Source organism: Stenotrophomonas sp., from assembly GCF_059505245.1.
Genome location: NZ_JCACKF010000011.1, coordinates 97,553 through 114,200 on the forward strand (window position 1 = coordinate 97,553; position 16,648 = coordinate 114,200).

Genomic DNA, 16,648 nt, shown 5'->3' on the forward strand with positions numbered 1-16,648 from the left:
TGGCCCCTCCATTTGCCAATCAGCGCCGCTGATGTCCCCGCGCAATCAGAAGAACAGACCCGCCTGATCCACAGTCGCCAGTGGATTGGCCTTCCGCACCGCCTCCAGGAACAGCAGGAAATCGCGGTTGAACAGCGTCAGGTTATTGGTGAACGTCACGCATTTTCTGCCCGATGCCTTGCTGAAGCACACCTGCCAGACATAGCGCCCGTAGATCCTGTCGGACGTTCGTGTGACCGAGGTGATCTGCGAGAGCGGAACGGCCGTAGGCACCGGGCCCCGCCGCAGGTAGAAGGATTCTGTATCAAAGAAGTAGTGCTCGCGATCCTCTTTCCCATCCACCATCACCAAGGTCATGGATGTACCGGAGATCCGGCGAGGGGGATCCAAACGCAGCCCCGATTTCACGGACGAGCGAGCAGTTGCTGACATTCGCCGAAGGGTGAACCAGAGGATCACCAACGGAAGTGCCGCGAGGACAATGAAACCTACGGTCTTCAAAACAGTTTCCAGCGTGCTGGGCACACAGATCTCCAGGATGAACTTTCAGGCGATACCCAAGTAGATCCACGCCACGCGTGGATGGCTCTCCCTCAACGCCTTTTCACTTCCAATGATCCGGCCCCAGGAACGGCAAGCTCAGCACAAACACCGGAACCGCCACAGGGATCAACGCGGCGCCCAGCACCTTGCCCGCCGCCGAACCCACACCCGGCCTGTCCTCCCTCTCCGGCAGGATCCGCTGGGCCCGTGCATTGATCGGCTGTGCCAGCTTCCCCTTCTCTGCCAGCGCCGCAGCATCCGGCAACTGCACCCGCTCGCCGTCGCCCTCGAACAGCGCGCTGTAATAGCTGCCGCCCTTCCTTGAAAGATTGCAGGCGCGGTCAAACGCCAGCGCGTAACGGGTCCGGTCCATCGGCAGGTAGTAGCGCGCCCGCTCCTCCACGGCCTTGGCCTCACGCGGGAGCACCTCAATCCGCTCCAGCTTGAACTGCGCGGCCTGTTCCGCCGTCACCTGCTCCGGCCGCAGCAGCAGCGCATAGCTGCCGTGCACCTTGGCCTTGTTGGCCGGGTCGCGCCAGTCTTCATGGAAGTACATCTGCGCGCAGGCCACCGCCTCGCGCAGCGGGCTATCCATCAGCGCGCGGTACTCGCGGAACGGCGCGGCATTGAAGCGCATCGGCTCGTCATAGCGCGGCAACAGGTACAGCTGGCCGTCGTCGGCCACGAACGCACTGGTGATCTCGCGGCTTGAGGCGTGCTCCTCCGGGCCACTGGCACAGCCGGACAGCAGACCAAGGCACAGGGCGGAGAAGGTGAAGAGGATGGACGTTCGCATGTCGTGTTGGTGGGCTTCCCTGGGAAAACGGCCCCGGCCGGAAGGACGAGGCCAGCCCATCATGGTGCCATGCCAGCCTTGCCCTGCCCAATCAAACTGCTGGAGATCGAGCGGGTTCAAGCCGCTGGCGCTGGTCGGCGTGATATATTGAGTGCGCTTGGACATGCATGTTCAGTGACGTTCCTGGATCAGTCTGGAACGAGCGCCACAGGCATATCCCCGTTCGGCCTTTCCGTAGCGCGTTGGGATTATCCAATCACCAGCGCGCCAGATTGCTCCTTGGTTCGCGAGATGAGCCAGTGGCTGGGGCCATGCGTCTTGGGCAACGGCCAGAGCAGCCACTCGGCACGCCTTTGAAGAATCGCCGCGATATATACCGCATTTCAAGCGTGCCGATTACGGCATCTGCCGGGCGGCATCGCCGTGAGGCGATGCCCATCTCAGTTTCAATTCTGGTTGGCGGTGCCCGTATTGTGTTGTTACGGCGCGGTGCACCGTTCCGCTGCAACAGCGCCTGATGGACTCAAAAGGCACTCTGGCGTTCCGCATTGGCGGGGTTGCAGGCCATCACTCTTTCGCCCTGGACCGACGCCGGCAGCATCGCGATTGCTGCCATATCTGTCGCAATCACCAAGCACTTTGCCCCGCTACTGGGGAACCGATGAAGAAGAAAGCCCACTCTTGAGAGGAGAACGCGTTAATGAACGCTGATGATGTGGAGTCGAAACCGATGATGGGCCCGCATGCGAAGCGGTGCACAGATGGATCGAGTGCATCCAGACGCACCATCTACGTAGACCTTGATGGTGTCATGGCCGACTTCGACGCGGCATTCCCCGCCGTGTTTGGCCTGGACCACCGCGTGCTTGCCGACGATGAAATGTGGGGGCACATCAACAACCACCCGTCATTCTTCCGCGACCTTCCGCCGATGCAAGGTGCAGTGGAGTTTTTCCACAGCATCCACCACTTGAACCCGGTGATTCTCACCGCCTGCCCGAAATCAAACTATCCGCTCGCTGCCATCCAGAAGCGGCTGTGGGTTCGCGAACACCTGTCGGCGACCTGCCTGGTGCTGCCTGTGCTTGGCGGGAGGCACAAGCCGCTCTTCATGCACCAGCCGGGCGATGTTCTGATCGATGATTTCAAAGAGAACTGTGACGCCTGGACAGCGGCCGGAGGCGTAGCAATCAGGCACGCCGGCGATTGGGCCGCGACGCGTCACGCGCTTTCCCAGATTGAAGATCTGTCAGGGGCAGCGCTCGCGAAGGGCTGATGCCCGCTCTGCCGACCACGCTGGCACCTCCACAGACAGGCCGAGGCGCTGGCCCCCTCGGCCCACAAGGCCGGCACCCTGCTTCGTAGCCCCCTTACTTCAACCGCTCCACCAACCGCTGCCCCACCTCAAGCGCCGAGGCCGGGTTCTGGCCGGTAATAAGCTCGCGGTCCACCACCACATGCCCGGTCCACGGCGTGGTATTGCTGCTGAACTTCGCCCCCGCCTGCTGCAGCGCCGTCTGCGGGTAGAACTTCATCTCACCGCCGCCCAGCAGCGGCTTGGCCTGCTCTTCTTCCTGGTTGCTGATCACCGTCATCTGGTAGCCGCTGTAGATCCACTTCGGCGCGGCCGGCATCCCACCCGCCTCCAGCTTCGCCACGAAACCCGCCGCATCCGGCAGCGTGGACAGCAGCGCGATCGGTCCGTGGCAGACCAGCGCGGTGGTCTTGCTGCGCTGATGGAAGTCGGCCAGCAGCCGGCCCAGCGCCGGGCTCTTCAGCAGGTCCTGCATCGGCGCGTGGCCACCGGGAATGTAAACCGCATCGAAACGCGCGTAGCCCTGCTGCTCGATGCGCGCCAGGCTGACCACCGGCGAGGCCGTCGGCGAGGTCAGCGCCAGCTTCTCCAGCAGATCCTTGTGCAGCTTCAGCTGCGCGGCGTCGTTGCCGAAGTAGGCCGGCGTCACCGAAGACGCATCCACCGTCGGCGCCCGCCCCTGCGGCGTGGCGAAGGTCACTTCGTGGCCCGCGTCCAGCAGCAGCTTCACCGGCTGCATCAGCTCGTTGAGATAGAAGCCGGTGGACAGCACCTTGCCGCCCTTCAGGTCCAGGTGGTTCTCGTCGGACAGCACCACCAGCACGTTGGCGGCCTGCGCGCCGCTGGCGGCCAGGGTCAGGGCCAGCGCTGCGGCCAGCCGGGTCATCAGGTTCATGGGGTAGCTCCTATTGGGGAATGGCCGCCACTTTATTCATCGCCCCAGCGGCGATAAATTGGCCCCATCGCAAAACATCTGTTCCCCGGAGAGCCAAATGAGCCGCAAGTTCGACTACCTGGGCGATGTGGAGGTGTTCCTGGCGGTGGTCGAGCACGGCTCGTTCACCGCTGGCGCGGTGGCGCTGTCCACCACGCCCTCGGTGCTGAGCCGCGCGGTCACCCGCCTGGAAGCGCGGCTGGGCCGACAGCTGCTGCAGCGGACCACCCGCCGCGTGGGCCTGACCGACGCCGGGCGGCTCTATCTGGAACAGGTGCGCACCGCCTTCGGCCTGCTGGACGACGCCGAGCGCGACGTACTGGCCCAGGACGGCGCGCTGGCCGGCCGCGTGCGCCTGAGCGTGCCCACCACCTATGGCCACTACCGGCTGCCGCCCGTGCTGGCGCGCTTTGCGCAGCAGTACCCGCAGGTACAGGTGGAACTGAACATCACGAACCGCAATGTGGACCTGGTGGCCGAAGGCTTCGACCTGGCCATCCGCCTGGGCCAGCTGCCGGACAGTGGGCTGGTGGCGCGAAAGCTGGAAGACGCGCCGCTGTTGCTGGTGGCCGCGCCGGACTACCTGCAGCGCCGCGGCACGCCGCAGACGCTGGACGACCTGCAGCAGCACCTGTGCCTGCCGTTTGTGAGGCCGCGCACCGGGCGGCTGGCGCCGTGGATCTTCCGCGACGGTGGACGCGACGTGGACTGGCTGCCGCGTTCGTCCATCGAGACCTCCGACGATGTGCTGGGCGTGGTGTCGCTGGCCGAACAGGGTATTGGCATCTGCCAGAGCTATGAGTTCATCGTGCGCGAGCGACTGCAGCGCGGGCAGCTGGTGGAAGTGCTGCCGCAGCTGCGAGGGCGGTCAAGGCCGTTCTCGGTGATCTATGCGCCGCATCGGCGGCAGTCGGCGGCGGCACGGGCGATGATTGAGTTGCTGGTGGGGAATGCGGCTGAGGATCGCACTTGTTGAGGCCGCGAGGCGCACTGGCGATGTCGGGTTTGAACCGCTTTTGGGCGCGTGCGGCTGGCCGCGCGCCGTTGCCACTCGGTGCGAATTAAGAACTGTTGCAAAGAAGGCTGTCGCGCTATTCGCTTGTGGCAAGGGCGATTACGCCACTTTGGTTCGCAACTAACAGAGTAGCTGCGCGAATGCGTCTGCTGGCGTCGCGTGCTGCACGAATGGTGCGTGCAACAATAGTTCTTCGCTCTCGGATTCAGAGATTCCTTAGCGAATTTCTATTGGCATTCGAAGCGGCTGCGTAAACACCATGGCGCGCCACCGACAACGGGTGGCAGCGGGCGTCCAAACCCGAGACAGATAGTTGTTTACGCTTGCCCGTCGGCACCGTCCTTAACCGGTGCCGGCGGGCAATCCGTCGGCCTTTATGGCGGACGGTGCGTGGGGGTCTTCGGACCCGCCGGTTATTGACAACTGTCTGTCCCGGTTTGGAACCCGCACCGTCCGCCACCTCTTTGCGGTGGCGCTGTTAAGCACAGCCACGGAAGCCGACGCCATGAACGAATCCGATACCTTCACCTCGTACACCGTTGTTGAGCCCATCAACGACGACACTCCCCTGCCCGACCTGAACTCCTTGCTCGGCATCCTCAAGCGCATGCGCGGTTGCGAGGGGGCTGATGGGCATCCGTGGCCAGAAACCGATGTGTCACCCGGCCGCCGCGTGAGCCTGGCGCGGAGCGAGCGCGCGATGGTGGGGGCGCTGACGGTCCTGGAGCTGCTGCACGCGGCGGATCGCTGCCGTGTGGCAGCGGAGCCGGAGCGGCATTTGGATGAAGGAGTGGTTGATGGGTTGTTTCTGGCTTGCCGGGGGTTGGTTGAGTGGGCTTGTCGGGAAATTCGACCAGACTAACAGCCGCCGGGACGTGGCTAGTGCGCTTCCAAGACACTAAGACCCGTCGACAAATAGCATTCGATCCAGGTTAGATTCAGGCCTGTAACGCTCATTCTTCCAGTCCAGCAGCTAGAGAATCAGCGTCTCAAGCATCCATCGAAGGACGCTTGAGACGCATACTAATCGACCTTTCTGATCCCTTGCGTGGCAGCGAAATACTAGCCCTTTGCCGCTTCGGTCAAAAGATCACCAACCGAGCGCGCAACCACATACCGGGCTGGGTTCTCCCCAACCCCCAGCGCAGTGAAATGCGCCTTGCCGCATTCGATTTTGGCGCTTTCCTTGTCGCGCAGGTCATCGGTGAACAGGCTGCTCTTGGTTTCCACCACAAAGTACAGGTGCTGAGTTCCGTCTTCTTCTACCAACACGGCCCAATCGGGGTTGTAGGTACCCAGCGGCGTGGGCACTTTGAACCAGCCTGGCAGCTTGGCGTAGAGCTTGATGGCGTCGTTCTTCTCCAGCCCATCGGCGAAGTCGCGTTCGGTGGTCGAGTCGTATACCACATGCTCATAGACCGACTTCTGTGTATCCAGCAACATGTTCTTGAGATAGCCGGTGAGCACTTCCTTCTCGAACAGCTCCTGCGCATAGACATGCTGGTCACCCAGCTTCTGGTACTTGATGCCATCGACCAGGGCCAAGCGCTTGCAGCGGTTGATGGTTTCGGCGGTCAATTCGATGAACTGCTGCGGATTGCGCTTGAAGTCGTCAAGGCGGCCGCTTCCCGTCAGGATGCTGACGAGGCTGCGCCGGGTGAGCTGGGTGCGGTCCTGCAGGTCGGTCAGCAAATCCGGCAGCTCGATATCCGCCTCGTCCAGCACCACGGTCGCCGCGCCCCCCTTCTCTGTCGCGGCGACACCTGACTGGCCGATAGAGATGTCGGCCTTGCGCCATTGCAGCCGTGCCTTGGCAATCACCGGGGCCTTCTGCAACGCTGCGATGCAATCCGCCACCAGCTTGGCGTTATCGAACTGCACGCGGTACGTTGTCTGGTGCTTGATCCGGTCCCACAGTGCCTTGAACTCGTCGCTCAGATAAACGGCCTTGCCATCTTTGCCCTTGCGCACCGGCACTTGCCTGCGCTCATCGGCATTCTTGATGTCCAGCCGGCCAGACAGCCTGCGCAGCACTTCGGCAATCTGGGCCTTCTGCGCATCAAACTCGGCCGGCAGTCCCAGGACGCCATTCTTCAGCGCCGTTTTCAGTGAATCCTGCACCTTGCCCTTGGCATCGATATGTCCGGCAGCTTTCAGGTGCTCCCACAGTGCCTTCGATTGCACCATGCCCAACGGTGCGACATGTCCCTCAGCGCCGGTCACGGCAATGGCGGCAAATTGGTGCGGCTCCACAATGCCAAAGCGGATGCCCGTGTCTTTCTCGATTTCCTTCTGCAGGTTCTCAGCAAACTGTTCGTAGTTTTCCGTAGCTACCACAGTCAGGGTGTTGACCTCGAAACCGCGCACCCGCTCGCCATCTTGGTTGACGCAAAGGCGTAGGCCGCGGCCAATGGTCTGGCGGCGCTCGCGCTCGGTCTGAATGTCGCGCAAGGTGCAAATCTGGAACACGTTGGGGTTGTCCCAGCCTTCCTTGAGGGCGGAATGGGAGAAGATGAACTTTAGCGGCGTGCTGAAGGACAGCAGCTTCTCCTTCTCCCTCATGATCAGGTTATAGGCCCGCTCGGCGTTCTCCCGGTTACCTGCATTGTTCTCGGCGGTGTCGGTCCAGCCGCCCTTCTTGTCGATGGAGAAATAGCCGTTGTGCACCTCCTCGGCAGCGGACGCGAGGTCGATCTCGGCAAACAAGCTCTGGTAAGCCGGCAACTTGGCAGCACGGCGATATTCCTCCTCGAACATCTGTGCATACACGCCCTTGACCGGCTGGCCGTCCGCATCGTACTGACGATACTTGTCCACCGCGTCGATGAAGAACAGGCTCAACACCTTGATGCCCAATGGACGCAGGTGCTTTTCTTTGTCCAGGTGTTCCTTGATCGTGCGACGAATCATCTCGCGTTGCACGGCCAGCGCATCCACATCACCGTGGGCTTGGCCGGGCTTCAAAAACACTTCGCCGCCGGGGTAACGCAGCTCCATGAACTCTTCGCCCTTGGCCGTACTGATCTCACCAACCCGAAAATCGGCGTAGATCGCACGGCCACAGGCACTCTGCTGGAGGTCGTCACCATCGCTGACCGTCACCTCCACCCGTTGCACGCCAGTGGCGGCTTGTCTATCCAGCTCGACCTTGGCGCTGATGCGCCCACGCTTGTTCTCCACCTTCACCAGGCGCACGAAAGGCTTGTTGTGCCCGTCCTCTACTGTGGCCGATGCCACCTCGATCTGCTTGACCAGCCTGCGCTCATACGCATCCACGGCATCCAGGCGGAACACCATGTGGTGCTTGTCCACATGGGTGGCGGAGTAGCGCAGCGTGCAGAGCGGGTTCATGGCATCCAGTGCTTCCTTGCCACGGCCTTCCAGGCCGCCGTCCACGCTTTGCGGTTCATCCACGATGATGATCGGCCGGGTAGCCTTGATCAGATCAATAGGCTTCTCGCCGCCGGTCTTCTCGCTCTCTTTGTAGAGGTTGTTCACATCCTTCTTGTTGATGGCGCCCACCGTCACCACCATGATCTGGATGTTGGCGCTGGTGGCGAAGTTGCGCACCGGTCCGGGCTTGGCCGAGTCGTACAGGAAGTAATCGAAGGGCACGCCCGCATACAACCCCTTGAAATGCTCCTCGGTGACTTGCAGGGTCTTGTAAACGCCTTCCTTGATCGCCACCGACGGCACCACGATCACGAACTTGGTGAAGCCGTAACGCTTGTTCATCTCGAAAATCGAGCGCAGGTACACATAGGTCTTGCCGGTGCCGGTCTCCATTTCCACCGTGAAGTCGCCCGAAGTCAGCGAGCTGGAAGGCGGCAGACCACCGCGCAACTGGATTTCCGCGAGGTTCTTGAGCAGTTCATCGTCCAAAAGCGTCAAGCGATTGCCAACGCCAAGGTCGGACTGTGCCACACCCAATGACATCTGCGCGTCCTCAGGCAATTTCATGGTCACCGTGAATTCGGTGCGGCAGACCTCCTGACCACGGAAAAGATCGCATACAGCCTCGATGGCCTGCATCTGGTAGTCGAGATTGGGCTCGAAGTGCAGTTTCATGGCGAGCCCTCCCTTACAAGCTGCGCACGTTCTGGATGCCGTGCTGCTCCAGAATGGCGGCGAGATTGGTTTTGGCCACGTCGTCGACAAACGCGCCGTCGCGGAACACGCAGGTGCATTCTTTTCCAGCCGGGCCAGCGGGCGCCAACTCCTTGTGCCAGGCGATGATGCCTTGGGCAAGTGACTCCACCTGCTCACGGGTGATCTTTTCGGCCAGGCAAGCCAGCAGCACACCGCCGCCAACGGCATGCACATCAAGCCCTTCGATGCAGCGTTTTTCGATGGGCACGCACAGGTCGAGGCCGAGCTTGAGCAATAGCTCATAAAGCACATCGGCCTCGCTGCGGCCTTCGAGCAGGTGATCCTGATGGTCGAACAGCGTGGCTTCCAGATCGTCCGGTTTCGGATTCCAGGCACGGATATTAGAGGTGTCTAGCTTGAACGCGCGAAAGCCGGTTTTGCCAGCCTCCGCATCACCAGCTTTCCCGATCTTGGCACTCGCCTCCCGCAAACGCTTGCGAGTAATGTCCGCGATGGTTTTGAACTGATCTTTACCCGTTGGCTCTGGCAACTGGACGAGTAAGAATCGCCGCCTTGATCCCTGGGCCGCGTTCACCTTGTAAACCGCATGACCCGTGCTACCCGAACCAGCGAAGAAATCCATAATGATGTCGTCGGATTTCGTAGTCAACTCGATCAGCTCAGCCAGTACATCGGTATTCTTGGGGAACTGGAACCATCCTTTGCCAACGAGATCTTCCACTTCGAGCGTCGCCGAGCGGCCATCTCTATAAAAAACAGACGAGAATGGCTCGCTATCAATCTCAAAAAGATAGCTTTTACGAGTCGGAATCGTGGTTTCGTCTGATCCGAAGTGAATGCGCGGCGGCACTTGGGCCAATGCCCAGTTCGTCTTTTCTTCGTCCCATCGCCAACCAGTGGATGGCTTTTTGCACGACTTCCCAGTTGTCGGGTGCAGTATGTCGTGTCGGGGACGTGACTCACGCCCATCATCCGGACCAGCGAAGTCAGCCGCAAAGTACAGACCTCGGTCATCGGACCAACTGTAATGCTTATGCGACTTTCGTGGATCGCCATCTGGCAGTTGGCGATACCACTCCATCATGGCGGTTCTGATTGCCTGATGATCTGAATTCAGCGCAGTTTTCAATTCTACGTACTTCGCCAGCACCTCATCTGCTCCCTCCTTCGGTCGACGCCACACGCCTTTCTCAAGGACTGCCGCCTTGTCACGCACATAGCAGACGATGTACTCGTGCACAGCAGCTATGAGCTTGGCGTCGCCTTTCTTTGATCGCTGCCAAATAACTTGAGCAACGAAATTTTCTTCGCCAAACAACTCATCCATCACAAGCAGGAGTCGAGACAGTTCATTGTCGTCACAGGACACCATGACTACTCCTGCCGGATGAAGCATGACTTTCGCCACCTTCAAGCGCGAATACATCATATTCAACCAGTCGGTATGAAATCGCCCACTGGCCTCGGTATTGCTGCTGATCTTCTGCCCACCTTCCATCTGGCCGGTCAACTCCAGATAGTTTCTAATGTTGTCCTGAAAGTTGTCCGGGTACACAAAATCCTTGCCGGTGTTGTACGGCGGGTCGATGTAGATCAGCTTGACCTTGCCGGCGTAGCTTTTTTGCAGCAGCTTGAGCACTTCAAGGTTGTCGCCCTCAATCATCAGATTCTTGGTGGTATCCCAGTCCACACTTTCTCCCGGGCAGGGGCGCAGTGTGCCTGTGCTGGGCCTGAGCGCCAGTTGGCGGGCACGGCGCTTGCCGTGCCAGTTGAGGCCATACTTCTCATCGGCATCGGTGACGCTGGCATCACCCACCAAAGCCTTCAGCACGTCCACATTCACTGCCGGACCGCCCGCTCCCTCGGTAATCAGTTCAGGAAACAGCGCCTTGAGTTGCTCGATGTTGCCCGCCACCAGATCGGTGGACTGGGCTTCGGGGCTAGCTGCCGTGAACTTTTCCATGGTCTTCTCCGTCATTCGTTCAATCTTCAAAGCTGCTGTTGTGCGGCGGCCAGTTCGGCCCGGAGGCGCTTGAACATCAGGTTCAGCTCCACCTGGCGCGCCAGTTGTTTTTCTTTGGCCGCCTCGGCCCGCAGGCGACTGATTTCGCCTTCCAGCCGCTGGCAATCAGCCAGTGCTTGCCGTCGCGCGGCAGCCTGTTCCGGGGTTGCTGCGGCTCGATAAATCCGTGTCCGCCGCGCGGCGTGCAGGGCCTGCACGCATACGATCCAGCCCTCATAGAGGGCATGTAGCGATGCTTGGGGCTGACGCGAAACTGCAAGCGACTGCATGAAATCCCGCTCGATGTCGGAAGCCACCTTCGCATCAGCTCCAGGTGTGCCATCGGCTGCTTGAAGCAGCGAGGCCGACACGAGATCGTCATCGAGCACGATCTTGCCCGCCTCGTTCTGCGCCCAGCGCTTATGCGCCAGCGAGAGGGTCAGTGTTGGCCCTTCAGCCCGTTTTTCATCCAGCAGCAACAGCACCGGGTAAGGCACGGCCCGGTGCACCAGTTCTGCAAGGCGTGAAAGGCTGGCTGGCTTGATGGCTCCGCGCAAGGTGACGGCCAGCACCGCAACTTCCAGGTATTCGCGCTGCGTATCGCGGTACTCGGGCACGCCGATGGTGTTGGGTTTGAGGGCGGCCAGCCACTGTATGTCTTCAATCGCATCCGTAATCAAGCGCTTGTCAGAGGCGGTGGGCGCACCCTTCTCCAGCAACAGCTTCTTGGGCACGCGCTGATCCACCCGCGCGCTATCCGGGAGACACAGTGCACTGACGACATACGACCAGTTCATGACGAGAGTGCCGCTCCAAATGCGTTGACCGTTTCTTCACTGTCGCGCCCGGCAATGGCTTTGCCCATGGCCTGCTCGATCAGCTCCAACAGTGCGGTAGCGCGTTGGCGGACAAACGCATCGAAATCATCCGATCGCAGCGCAGGCACCGGAATCACGTGGGAGAGCAGAAACTCGTCCAGGCTATCGGGGGCCACCTGCTTGGCTTTCTGGATGCGGGCGAGGTACACGCTGGGCGCATCCCCGCTGATGAAACGATTGGTGCCAGCGGCCAGAGGGGCCTTGTTGACCACACTGTTCCACTTCTCCTTGGGCAATTTCTGCTTTTCGCACCAGGCACGGGGGAACACATGGTGGATGTCGATGGCGTTGTTGAAGTAGGTGTTGAGGTCGATCGGCGTACCGCTGACGAAATCCCGACCACCGTGTTTCATGAGCAAGGCGGCCAGCCCCTTGTAGGCCGCTGCGAGGCGGCTTTGCAGGGACAGGAGGCGCGTCGGCGCAAAGTTGGCGTCGCGCACCGTACGCGGTTCGCTGCCGCCTTCGACCCAGGCGACCACATCCTGGATGTCCATGCCGAAACGGGTTTCGTTGGCGCCGCCATACAGTTCGCCCAGAACACCGCTCCAGTACCAGCGCAGCAGCTTTTGCTTGACGCCATGTTGCGTCGTGCGGTCTGCCAGGTGCGCACAGATGGCCGACAACGGAACGAGCTGCGTGGCATACGGCAGGCTTCGGTCATCGAAGATTTTCTCCTCTGCCAGCAACTCGGCAGCCCGCTTGAAGCCTTTCTCCAAATCGGATTCCAGAGTCTTGAAGTCCGCCAGCGGCAACTTCAGCACATCTGCACGCTTGCAACTGACGGATGTGCCGTGCGCTTTGTGCCGCCGATAGCTGGCAAGCAGCGTCACTGCGGTGAGAAAGCTGGTGCCATCCACCGCCGTAAGCACATCGTGCTTGGCGGTTAGTCGCTCCTGCCGCGCGTCCCAGTCATCGCGGAGGTTGAATTCATCCGCTGCGAAGGTGGCGGTCATCAACTCGAACACGGTCAGTGTGACACCACCGGTATTGACCTTCTCGAAGACTTGGCACACGGCTTCGCGTGGCGTGTCATGGGTCAGTTCGATGGCGGGCACCTTGAATTGTTGGAAGCGCAGCCAGATGGCTTGATCAAAGCGCATCAAGAACATGGCCGCCTCAGGATTCTGAGCGTGTTGCTGTGCGAACCCCATCTTCCAGGTCATGTAGCCCTCGGCATCGAACAAAAGGGCAACCGGGAGCAAGCGCTGGGCAAATTGCAATTCATACGTACTGACGTCCAGATCGACCTTTCGGCCGAAATCCGACGTGACTTGCAGCGTCTCTGGCACCGAGAGAACAGCTTCTTCGCGGTCTACCGATTCATCCAGGCATTTGCTCATGTCGAGGAAATAAAGACGACGAATATCCGCGCCTTTCTCCGTGCGTGTCGGCACCGGCTGGCCGCTGCGCAGCGCCAGGTACATGGAGGTCAGGCGCTGCTGACCATCAAGCACGAGGGTCTTAGGAGCAGGCGCAGGCTGCAGGTTCACACCGGCAAACAGTCGGGGTTTGAATGGCACCCCGCCTGCTTCCAAAAACATGACCGCACCAATCGGGTAGGAGAGCGAGAGGCTCGCGATCAACGACCGAATATGGTTGTCGTCCCACACCCAGCCGCGTTGGAAGTCAGGAAGCTGGATTTGCCCCGATGCAATTCCATCGAGGACATCTTTCAATGCAGGTTCTGCGGTGCGAAAGCTCATGCTGGTCCTTGCAATCAAATACTTTGCTGATCGGGCAGCACAACCAGGAATGCCACCACCTCAAAGTCGCCGCTGCCGGCGAACTCGCCTTTCATGGCGTGCGTGCCACCGGGCGTGAACAGGCTGGCCACGGCCCGTTCCTCTTGCTTCCCGGCGACGGAGGCCACCGCCGCAGCGAGCAGCTTCTGGGCGTGGCGCATGTCCTCGCCGCCTTTGGTTGCCTTATCGAAGCGCGCGCAGGCACTATCATCTGGCCGTTCGCGCCCGAGCGCCAGGCGCTTGAGGCGATCCAGGATGCGCTTGGCCTGCGGGTACTGCAGCAACACGGTGCTGTCATCGCTGACATGCACCAGGTAGTGCGGTGCGAGCGGGTAGTCGGACGTTGTGGCGGGCTTTGCTGCCGGGCTGCAGGCTTGCAGGCAGAAGATCACGCCGGGCGGAATGTCGGCATCCAGCGTGGTGGTGACCGCGTAAGCACCCAGCGGCTGGGTGTCCAGCTTGCCGGGGTGCGCTTTCAGGTACTGCGCCAGGTCGATGCGGAAGTCGGTCAGGGTGAGATCGGTGATCGCCACGCCAGTCGACAGATCTTCCATGTCGATCACCGTGTCCTGCAGCTTGAGCAGTTGCTTGCGCCGGTACTCTAGGTCGTTCATGGCGTTGCCGGACTGCTGCTCGATCAGGTTTTCTTCGCCAGTGGCCGAGACATCGAGCAGCACCATGCGGCCGCTGACGCGCTGCTCCAGGTTGATGTATTCCTCCAGCTCCATGTTGGGCCAGAAATTCACGAGCTGGATGCGCTGATTGGGCGAGCCGATGCGGTCGATACGCCCGAAGCGCTGGATGATGCGCACCGGGTTCCAGTGAATGTCGTAGTTGATCAGCCAGTCGCAGTCTTGGAGGTTCTGCCCTTCGGAGATGCAGTCGGTGGCGATCAGCAGGTCGATTTCGCCTTCATCCGCCAGGTCTTGCGGGCGCTCCTTGGCGCGCGGCGCGAAGGCCGAGAGCACGTCGCCCATGCGCTTACTTAAACCCGGCATGGTGGTTTGAATGCCGGCGCTGCCTGTGACGACCGCCGAATGCACAGCCAGCGTGTCCCTGGCCCAGGGGGCAAGTTGGGCGTAGAGATAGTGCGCCGTGTCAGAGAAGGCGGTGAACACGATGATCTTGCGGTTGGCTTTGCCATCGTGGGTGTTGATGGGCTGGGAGCATTTGCGGGCAATCATGTCGCGCAAGGCTGCCAGCTTGGCATCGCGCACGGCATCCACTTGGCGCGCCGCCGCCAGCAGGGTCGCCAAGCGGTTGCGGTCTTCCAGTAGGTCCTGCTTCCAGCGAATCAGATCCACATCGCCCAGCAGCACCTTGACTTTGCGGCCTACCAGCAAGGCCTCAAACGCCGGGTCGTCGATATCGACGTCGGCAATGTCAATTTCTTCCAGCGCTTCAGCATGGGACTCGATGCGTGCCAGCGTGTTCTCTACATCCTTGAGTTGGCGCTGTACGGTCAGGGTGAAGGCCGACACACAGCTTTCCATGCGTTTGAGCACGTTCACACGCAGCAGATGGATCAGGCTTTCTTCACGATCCGCCTGCCGGAAGAAACCTTCGCCGCCACGCACCTGGGTGCTGTACTTGGCGTCGTAGGCCGCCTGCTTGTGGGGCAGCACATAGCGCAGCGGCGCGTAGCTGGCGAGGGTGAGTCGACGGATTTCCTGGTTGATGTCGCGGATGGCACGGAACTCGCCCGCAAGGTCTACGTCGGCCTTGATGTTGATGGGCGGCAGTCGGTCAGGGAAACGGCCGGTCTCGCTGGTGCCGTAGTACTTCTCCACATGCCGCCTGGAGCGGGCAATGGTGAGATGGTCCAACAGGGTGAAGTAGTCAAAGCCCAGCATCTCCACCAACTGGGTGGGGGTCTTCTCAGCTTCGTCCAGTGCCAGCCAGCGATTGAATTGCGCCTGCGCCTTGCGGGTCGTGGCCTCGATGCTGGCGATGCCGTGTTCTAACAGGGCGGTGTCATCGCCTTCGGTGGCAAAGGCAATCTGGTTGCGCAGGTCGCCCAAGCGGTTGTTGACCGGCGTGGCCGAGAGCATCAGTACCCGGGTCTTGACGCCTTCACGAATGATGCGTCGCATCAGGCGGTCGTAGCGCGATTCCTTGCCCTTGTGCGTGGCCTTGTTGCGGAAGTTGTGCGACTCGTCGATCACTACCAGGTCGTAGTTGCCCCAGTTCACATGAGACAGGTCGATGTCGCCCGACAGGCCGCCATCACGCGACAGGTCGGTGTGGTTGAGCACGTCGTAGTTGAACCGATCAGCCGCAAGGATGTTGCGCTTGTCGTTGGCCTTGTAAAGCGTCCAGTTGTCGCGCAGGCGTTTGGGCGCCAGCACCAGCACGCGGTCGTTGCGCAGTTCGTGATATTTGATGATAGCTAAGGCTTCAAAAGTTTTGCCCAAGCCCACACTGTCAGCAATGATGCACCCCCCAAAGCGATTCAGCTTGTCAATGGCCCCCACCACGCCATCGCTCTGAAACCTGAAGAGCTTTTTCCACACCACGGTGTTGCGGATGCCGGTGGCGGAATTGACAATGCGCTCCTCATCCAGCCTGTCCCCGTTCTCACGGAACAAGTGATGCAGCATCAAGTTGTAGATTGTGCATGGATCGCGGTGCTCGCCAAGGCCTCTTAGCGCTTCAAGAATCGATTCTTGTTTGCCTTCTGGCCCAGCGTAGGCTTCGACACCCTCCAGGCCAACCCACTGGCGATCAAACCACTGAGCGAGCTGCAGGGCTTCATCGGCAGTTTCTGAGGCTTGAATCAAATTCAGAGGATTACTCGGCGTCACGCCGAGACCTGAAGTGCTGAAAGAGAATGATCCCAGTACGGCCTGTGCAGGCACCCCGCCATGCGCCCGCATGACAGCAGCCCCCTGCGGGACCGATCCTTTTGCTAGACGCAGGTCCACCTTCTCATTGATCCATTTCGCACACTGATTTGCCAACCAACGTGCCTGCAGGCGATTTCTCTCGGCACGATCATCATCCGTACCGAGTAGATCAAGGGATTCACTGTCAGCAGGAACGATCAGCCGGACTCGCTCCACGGAGCACAGCGCCTCTCGGAGTTGTGCAAACGCGTAGAGAGAAAACGAAGGCGTTACGCAGTCAAGTCGATTTCCTACCTCAAGAAAGGGACGCATCAGCTCAAGCACGCGCTGCGAACCAGCATTCGAAATTAGCCTCATATCCCTCTCCCCTTGAATCTCTGAGGCGCCGCGAATTCAGCTCCACCGCCAACTCGCCTGAAGCGCCCACGGCATCCAGTCGCCAGAGAGGGATTAAATCACAAAAAAAG

Annotated in this window: 11 protein-coding genes; 3 read left to right on the plus strand and 8 right to left on the minus strand. The window is 60.6% G+C overall.

Translation table 11 applies throughout. From position 1 onward, the window contains the following. Window positions 1-45 precede the first annotated feature (45 nt). Window positions 46-525: a hypothetical protein gene (locus AC5JLE_RS04325; protein WP_414613864.1), complete on the minus strand. Its 480-nt coding sequence runs from the start codon at window positions 523-525 to the stop codon at window positions 46-48. Between the two features lie 79 nt (window positions 526-604). Next, complete coding sequence (locus AC5JLE_RS04330) at window positions 605-1,339, minus strand: hypothetical protein (protein WP_414613885.1); 735 nt, start codon at window positions 1,337-1,339, stop codon at window positions 605-607. 700 nt (window positions 1,340-2,039) lie between these two features. Between AC5JLE_RS04330 and AC5JLE_RS04335 the strand changes: the two genes are divergently transcribed. After that, window positions 2,040-2,615 carry a 5' nucleotidase, NT5C type gene (locus AC5JLE_RS04335; RefSeq protein WP_414613863.1) on the plus strand — a complete coding sequence of 192 codons (576 nt, stop codon included), beginning with the start codon at window positions 2,040-2,042 and terminating at the stop codon, window positions 2,613-2,615. A gap of 94 nt (window positions 2,616-2,709) precedes the next feature. Here AC5JLE_RS04335 and AC5JLE_RS04340 read toward each other — a convergent pair whose 3' ends face one another. Continuing rightward, window positions 2,710-3,549: a type 1 glutamine amidotransferase domain-containing protein gene (locus AC5JLE_RS04340; protein WP_414613862.1), complete on the minus strand. Its 840-nt coding sequence runs from the start codon at window positions 3,547-3,549 to the stop codon at window positions 2,710-2,712. Between the two features lie 97 nt (window positions 3,550-3,646). Between AC5JLE_RS04340 and AC5JLE_RS04345 the strand changes: the two genes are divergently transcribed. Together AC5JLE_RS04345 and AC5JLE_RS04350 are read left to right on the plus strand one after the other, a co-directional pair. Beyond that, the gene (locus AC5JLE_RS04345) at window positions 3,647-4,564 is read left to right on the plus strand and encodes a LysR family transcriptional regulator (protein ID WP_496065074.1); all 918 of its coding nucleotides are present in this window, start codon (window positions 3,647-3,649) and stop codon (window positions 4,562-4,564) included. Between the two features lie 544 nt (window positions 4,565-5,108). Next, window positions 5,109-5,465, plus strand: a complete 357-nt coding sequence (locus AC5JLE_RS04350) for a hypothetical protein (protein WP_414613860.1) — start codon at window positions 5,109-5,111, stop codon at window positions 5,463-5,465. 200 nt (window positions 5,466-5,665) lie between these two features. Here the strand turns inward: AC5JLE_RS04350 and AC5JLE_RS04355 are convergent, their stop codons facing one another. The 5 genes from AC5JLE_RS04355 to AC5JLE_RS04375 are packed head-to-tail and all read right to left on the minus strand — an operon-like array spanning window position 5,666 to window position 16,505. Further along, window positions 5,666-8,671 carry a type III restriction-modification system endonuclease gene (locus AC5JLE_RS04355; RefSeq protein ID WP_414613859.1) on the minus strand — a complete coding sequence of 1,002 codons (3,006 nt, stop codon included), beginning with the start codon at window positions 8,669-8,671 and terminating at the stop codon, window positions 5,666-5,668. A 13-nt stretch (window positions 8,672-8,684) separates the two neighbouring features. Next, entirely contained in the window at window positions 8,685-10,676 is a 1,992-nt protein-coding gene (locus AC5JLE_RS04360; protein WP_414613858.1) for a site-specific DNA-methyltransferase, read from the minus strand. 26 nt (window positions 10,677-10,702) lie between these two features. Further along, window positions 10,703-11,512, minus strand: a complete 810-nt coding sequence (locus AC5JLE_RS04365) for a DUF4391 domain-containing protein (protein WP_462458801.1) — start codon at window positions 11,510-11,512, stop codon at window positions 10,703-10,705. Continuing rightward, the gene (locus AC5JLE_RS04370) at window positions 11,509-13,296 is read right to left on the minus strand and encodes a GmrSD restriction endonuclease domain-containing protein (protein ID WP_164166724.1); all 1,788 of its coding nucleotides are present in this window, start codon (window positions 13,294-13,296) and stop codon (window positions 11,509-11,511) included. The genes AC5JLE_RS04365 and AC5JLE_RS04370 overlap by 4 nt, the downstream gene beginning before the upstream one ends. Window positions 13,297-13,310: 14 nt before the next feature. Next, window positions 13,311-16,505 (minus strand): helicase-related protein, encoded by a 3,195-nt coding sequence (locus AC5JLE_RS04375; protein ID WP_414613856.1) that lies wholly within the window; start codon window positions 16,503-16,505, stop codon window positions 13,311-13,313. Window positions 16,506-16,648: the final 143 nt, after the last annotated feature.

Bases quoted from the DNA above. Each gene is read 5' to 3' on its own strand.
- AC5JLE_RS04350 (WP_414613860.1), top strand. From the start codon at position 5,109: ATGAACGAATCCGATACCTTCACCTCGTACACCGTTGTTGAGCCCATC.
- AC5JLE_RS04345 (WP_496065074.1), top strand. From the start codon at position 3,647: ATGAGCCGCAAGTTCGACTACCTGGGCGATGTGGAGGTGTTCCTGGCG.
- AC5JLE_RS04355 (WP_414613859.1), bottom strand. From the start codon at position 8,671: ATGAAACTGCACTTCGAGCCCAATCTCGACTACCAGATGCAGGCCATC.
- AC5JLE_RS04365 (WP_462458801.1), bottom strand. From the start codon at position 11,512: ATGAACTGGTCGTATGTCGTCAGTGCACTGTGTCTCCCGGATAGCGCG.
- AC5JLE_RS04330 (WP_414613885.1), bottom strand. From the start codon at position 1,339: ATGCGAACGTCCATCCTCTTCACCTTCTCCGCCCTGTGCCTTGGTCTG.
- AC5JLE_RS04360 (WP_414613858.1), bottom strand. From the start codon at position 10,676: ATGGAAAAGTTCACGGCAGCTAGCCCCGAAGCCCAGTCCACCGATCTG.
- AC5JLE_RS04335 (WP_414613863.1), top strand. From the start codon at position 2,040: ATGAACGCTGATGATGTGGAGTCGAAACCGATGATGGGCCCGCATGCG.
- AC5JLE_RS04370 (WP_164166724.1), bottom strand. From the start codon at position 13,296: ATGAGCTTTCGCACCGCAGAACCTGCATTGAAAGATGTCCTCGATGGA.
- AC5JLE_RS04340 (WP_414613862.1), bottom strand. From the start codon at position 3,549: ATGAACCTGATGACCCGGCTGGCCGCAGCGCTGGCCCTGACCCTGGCC.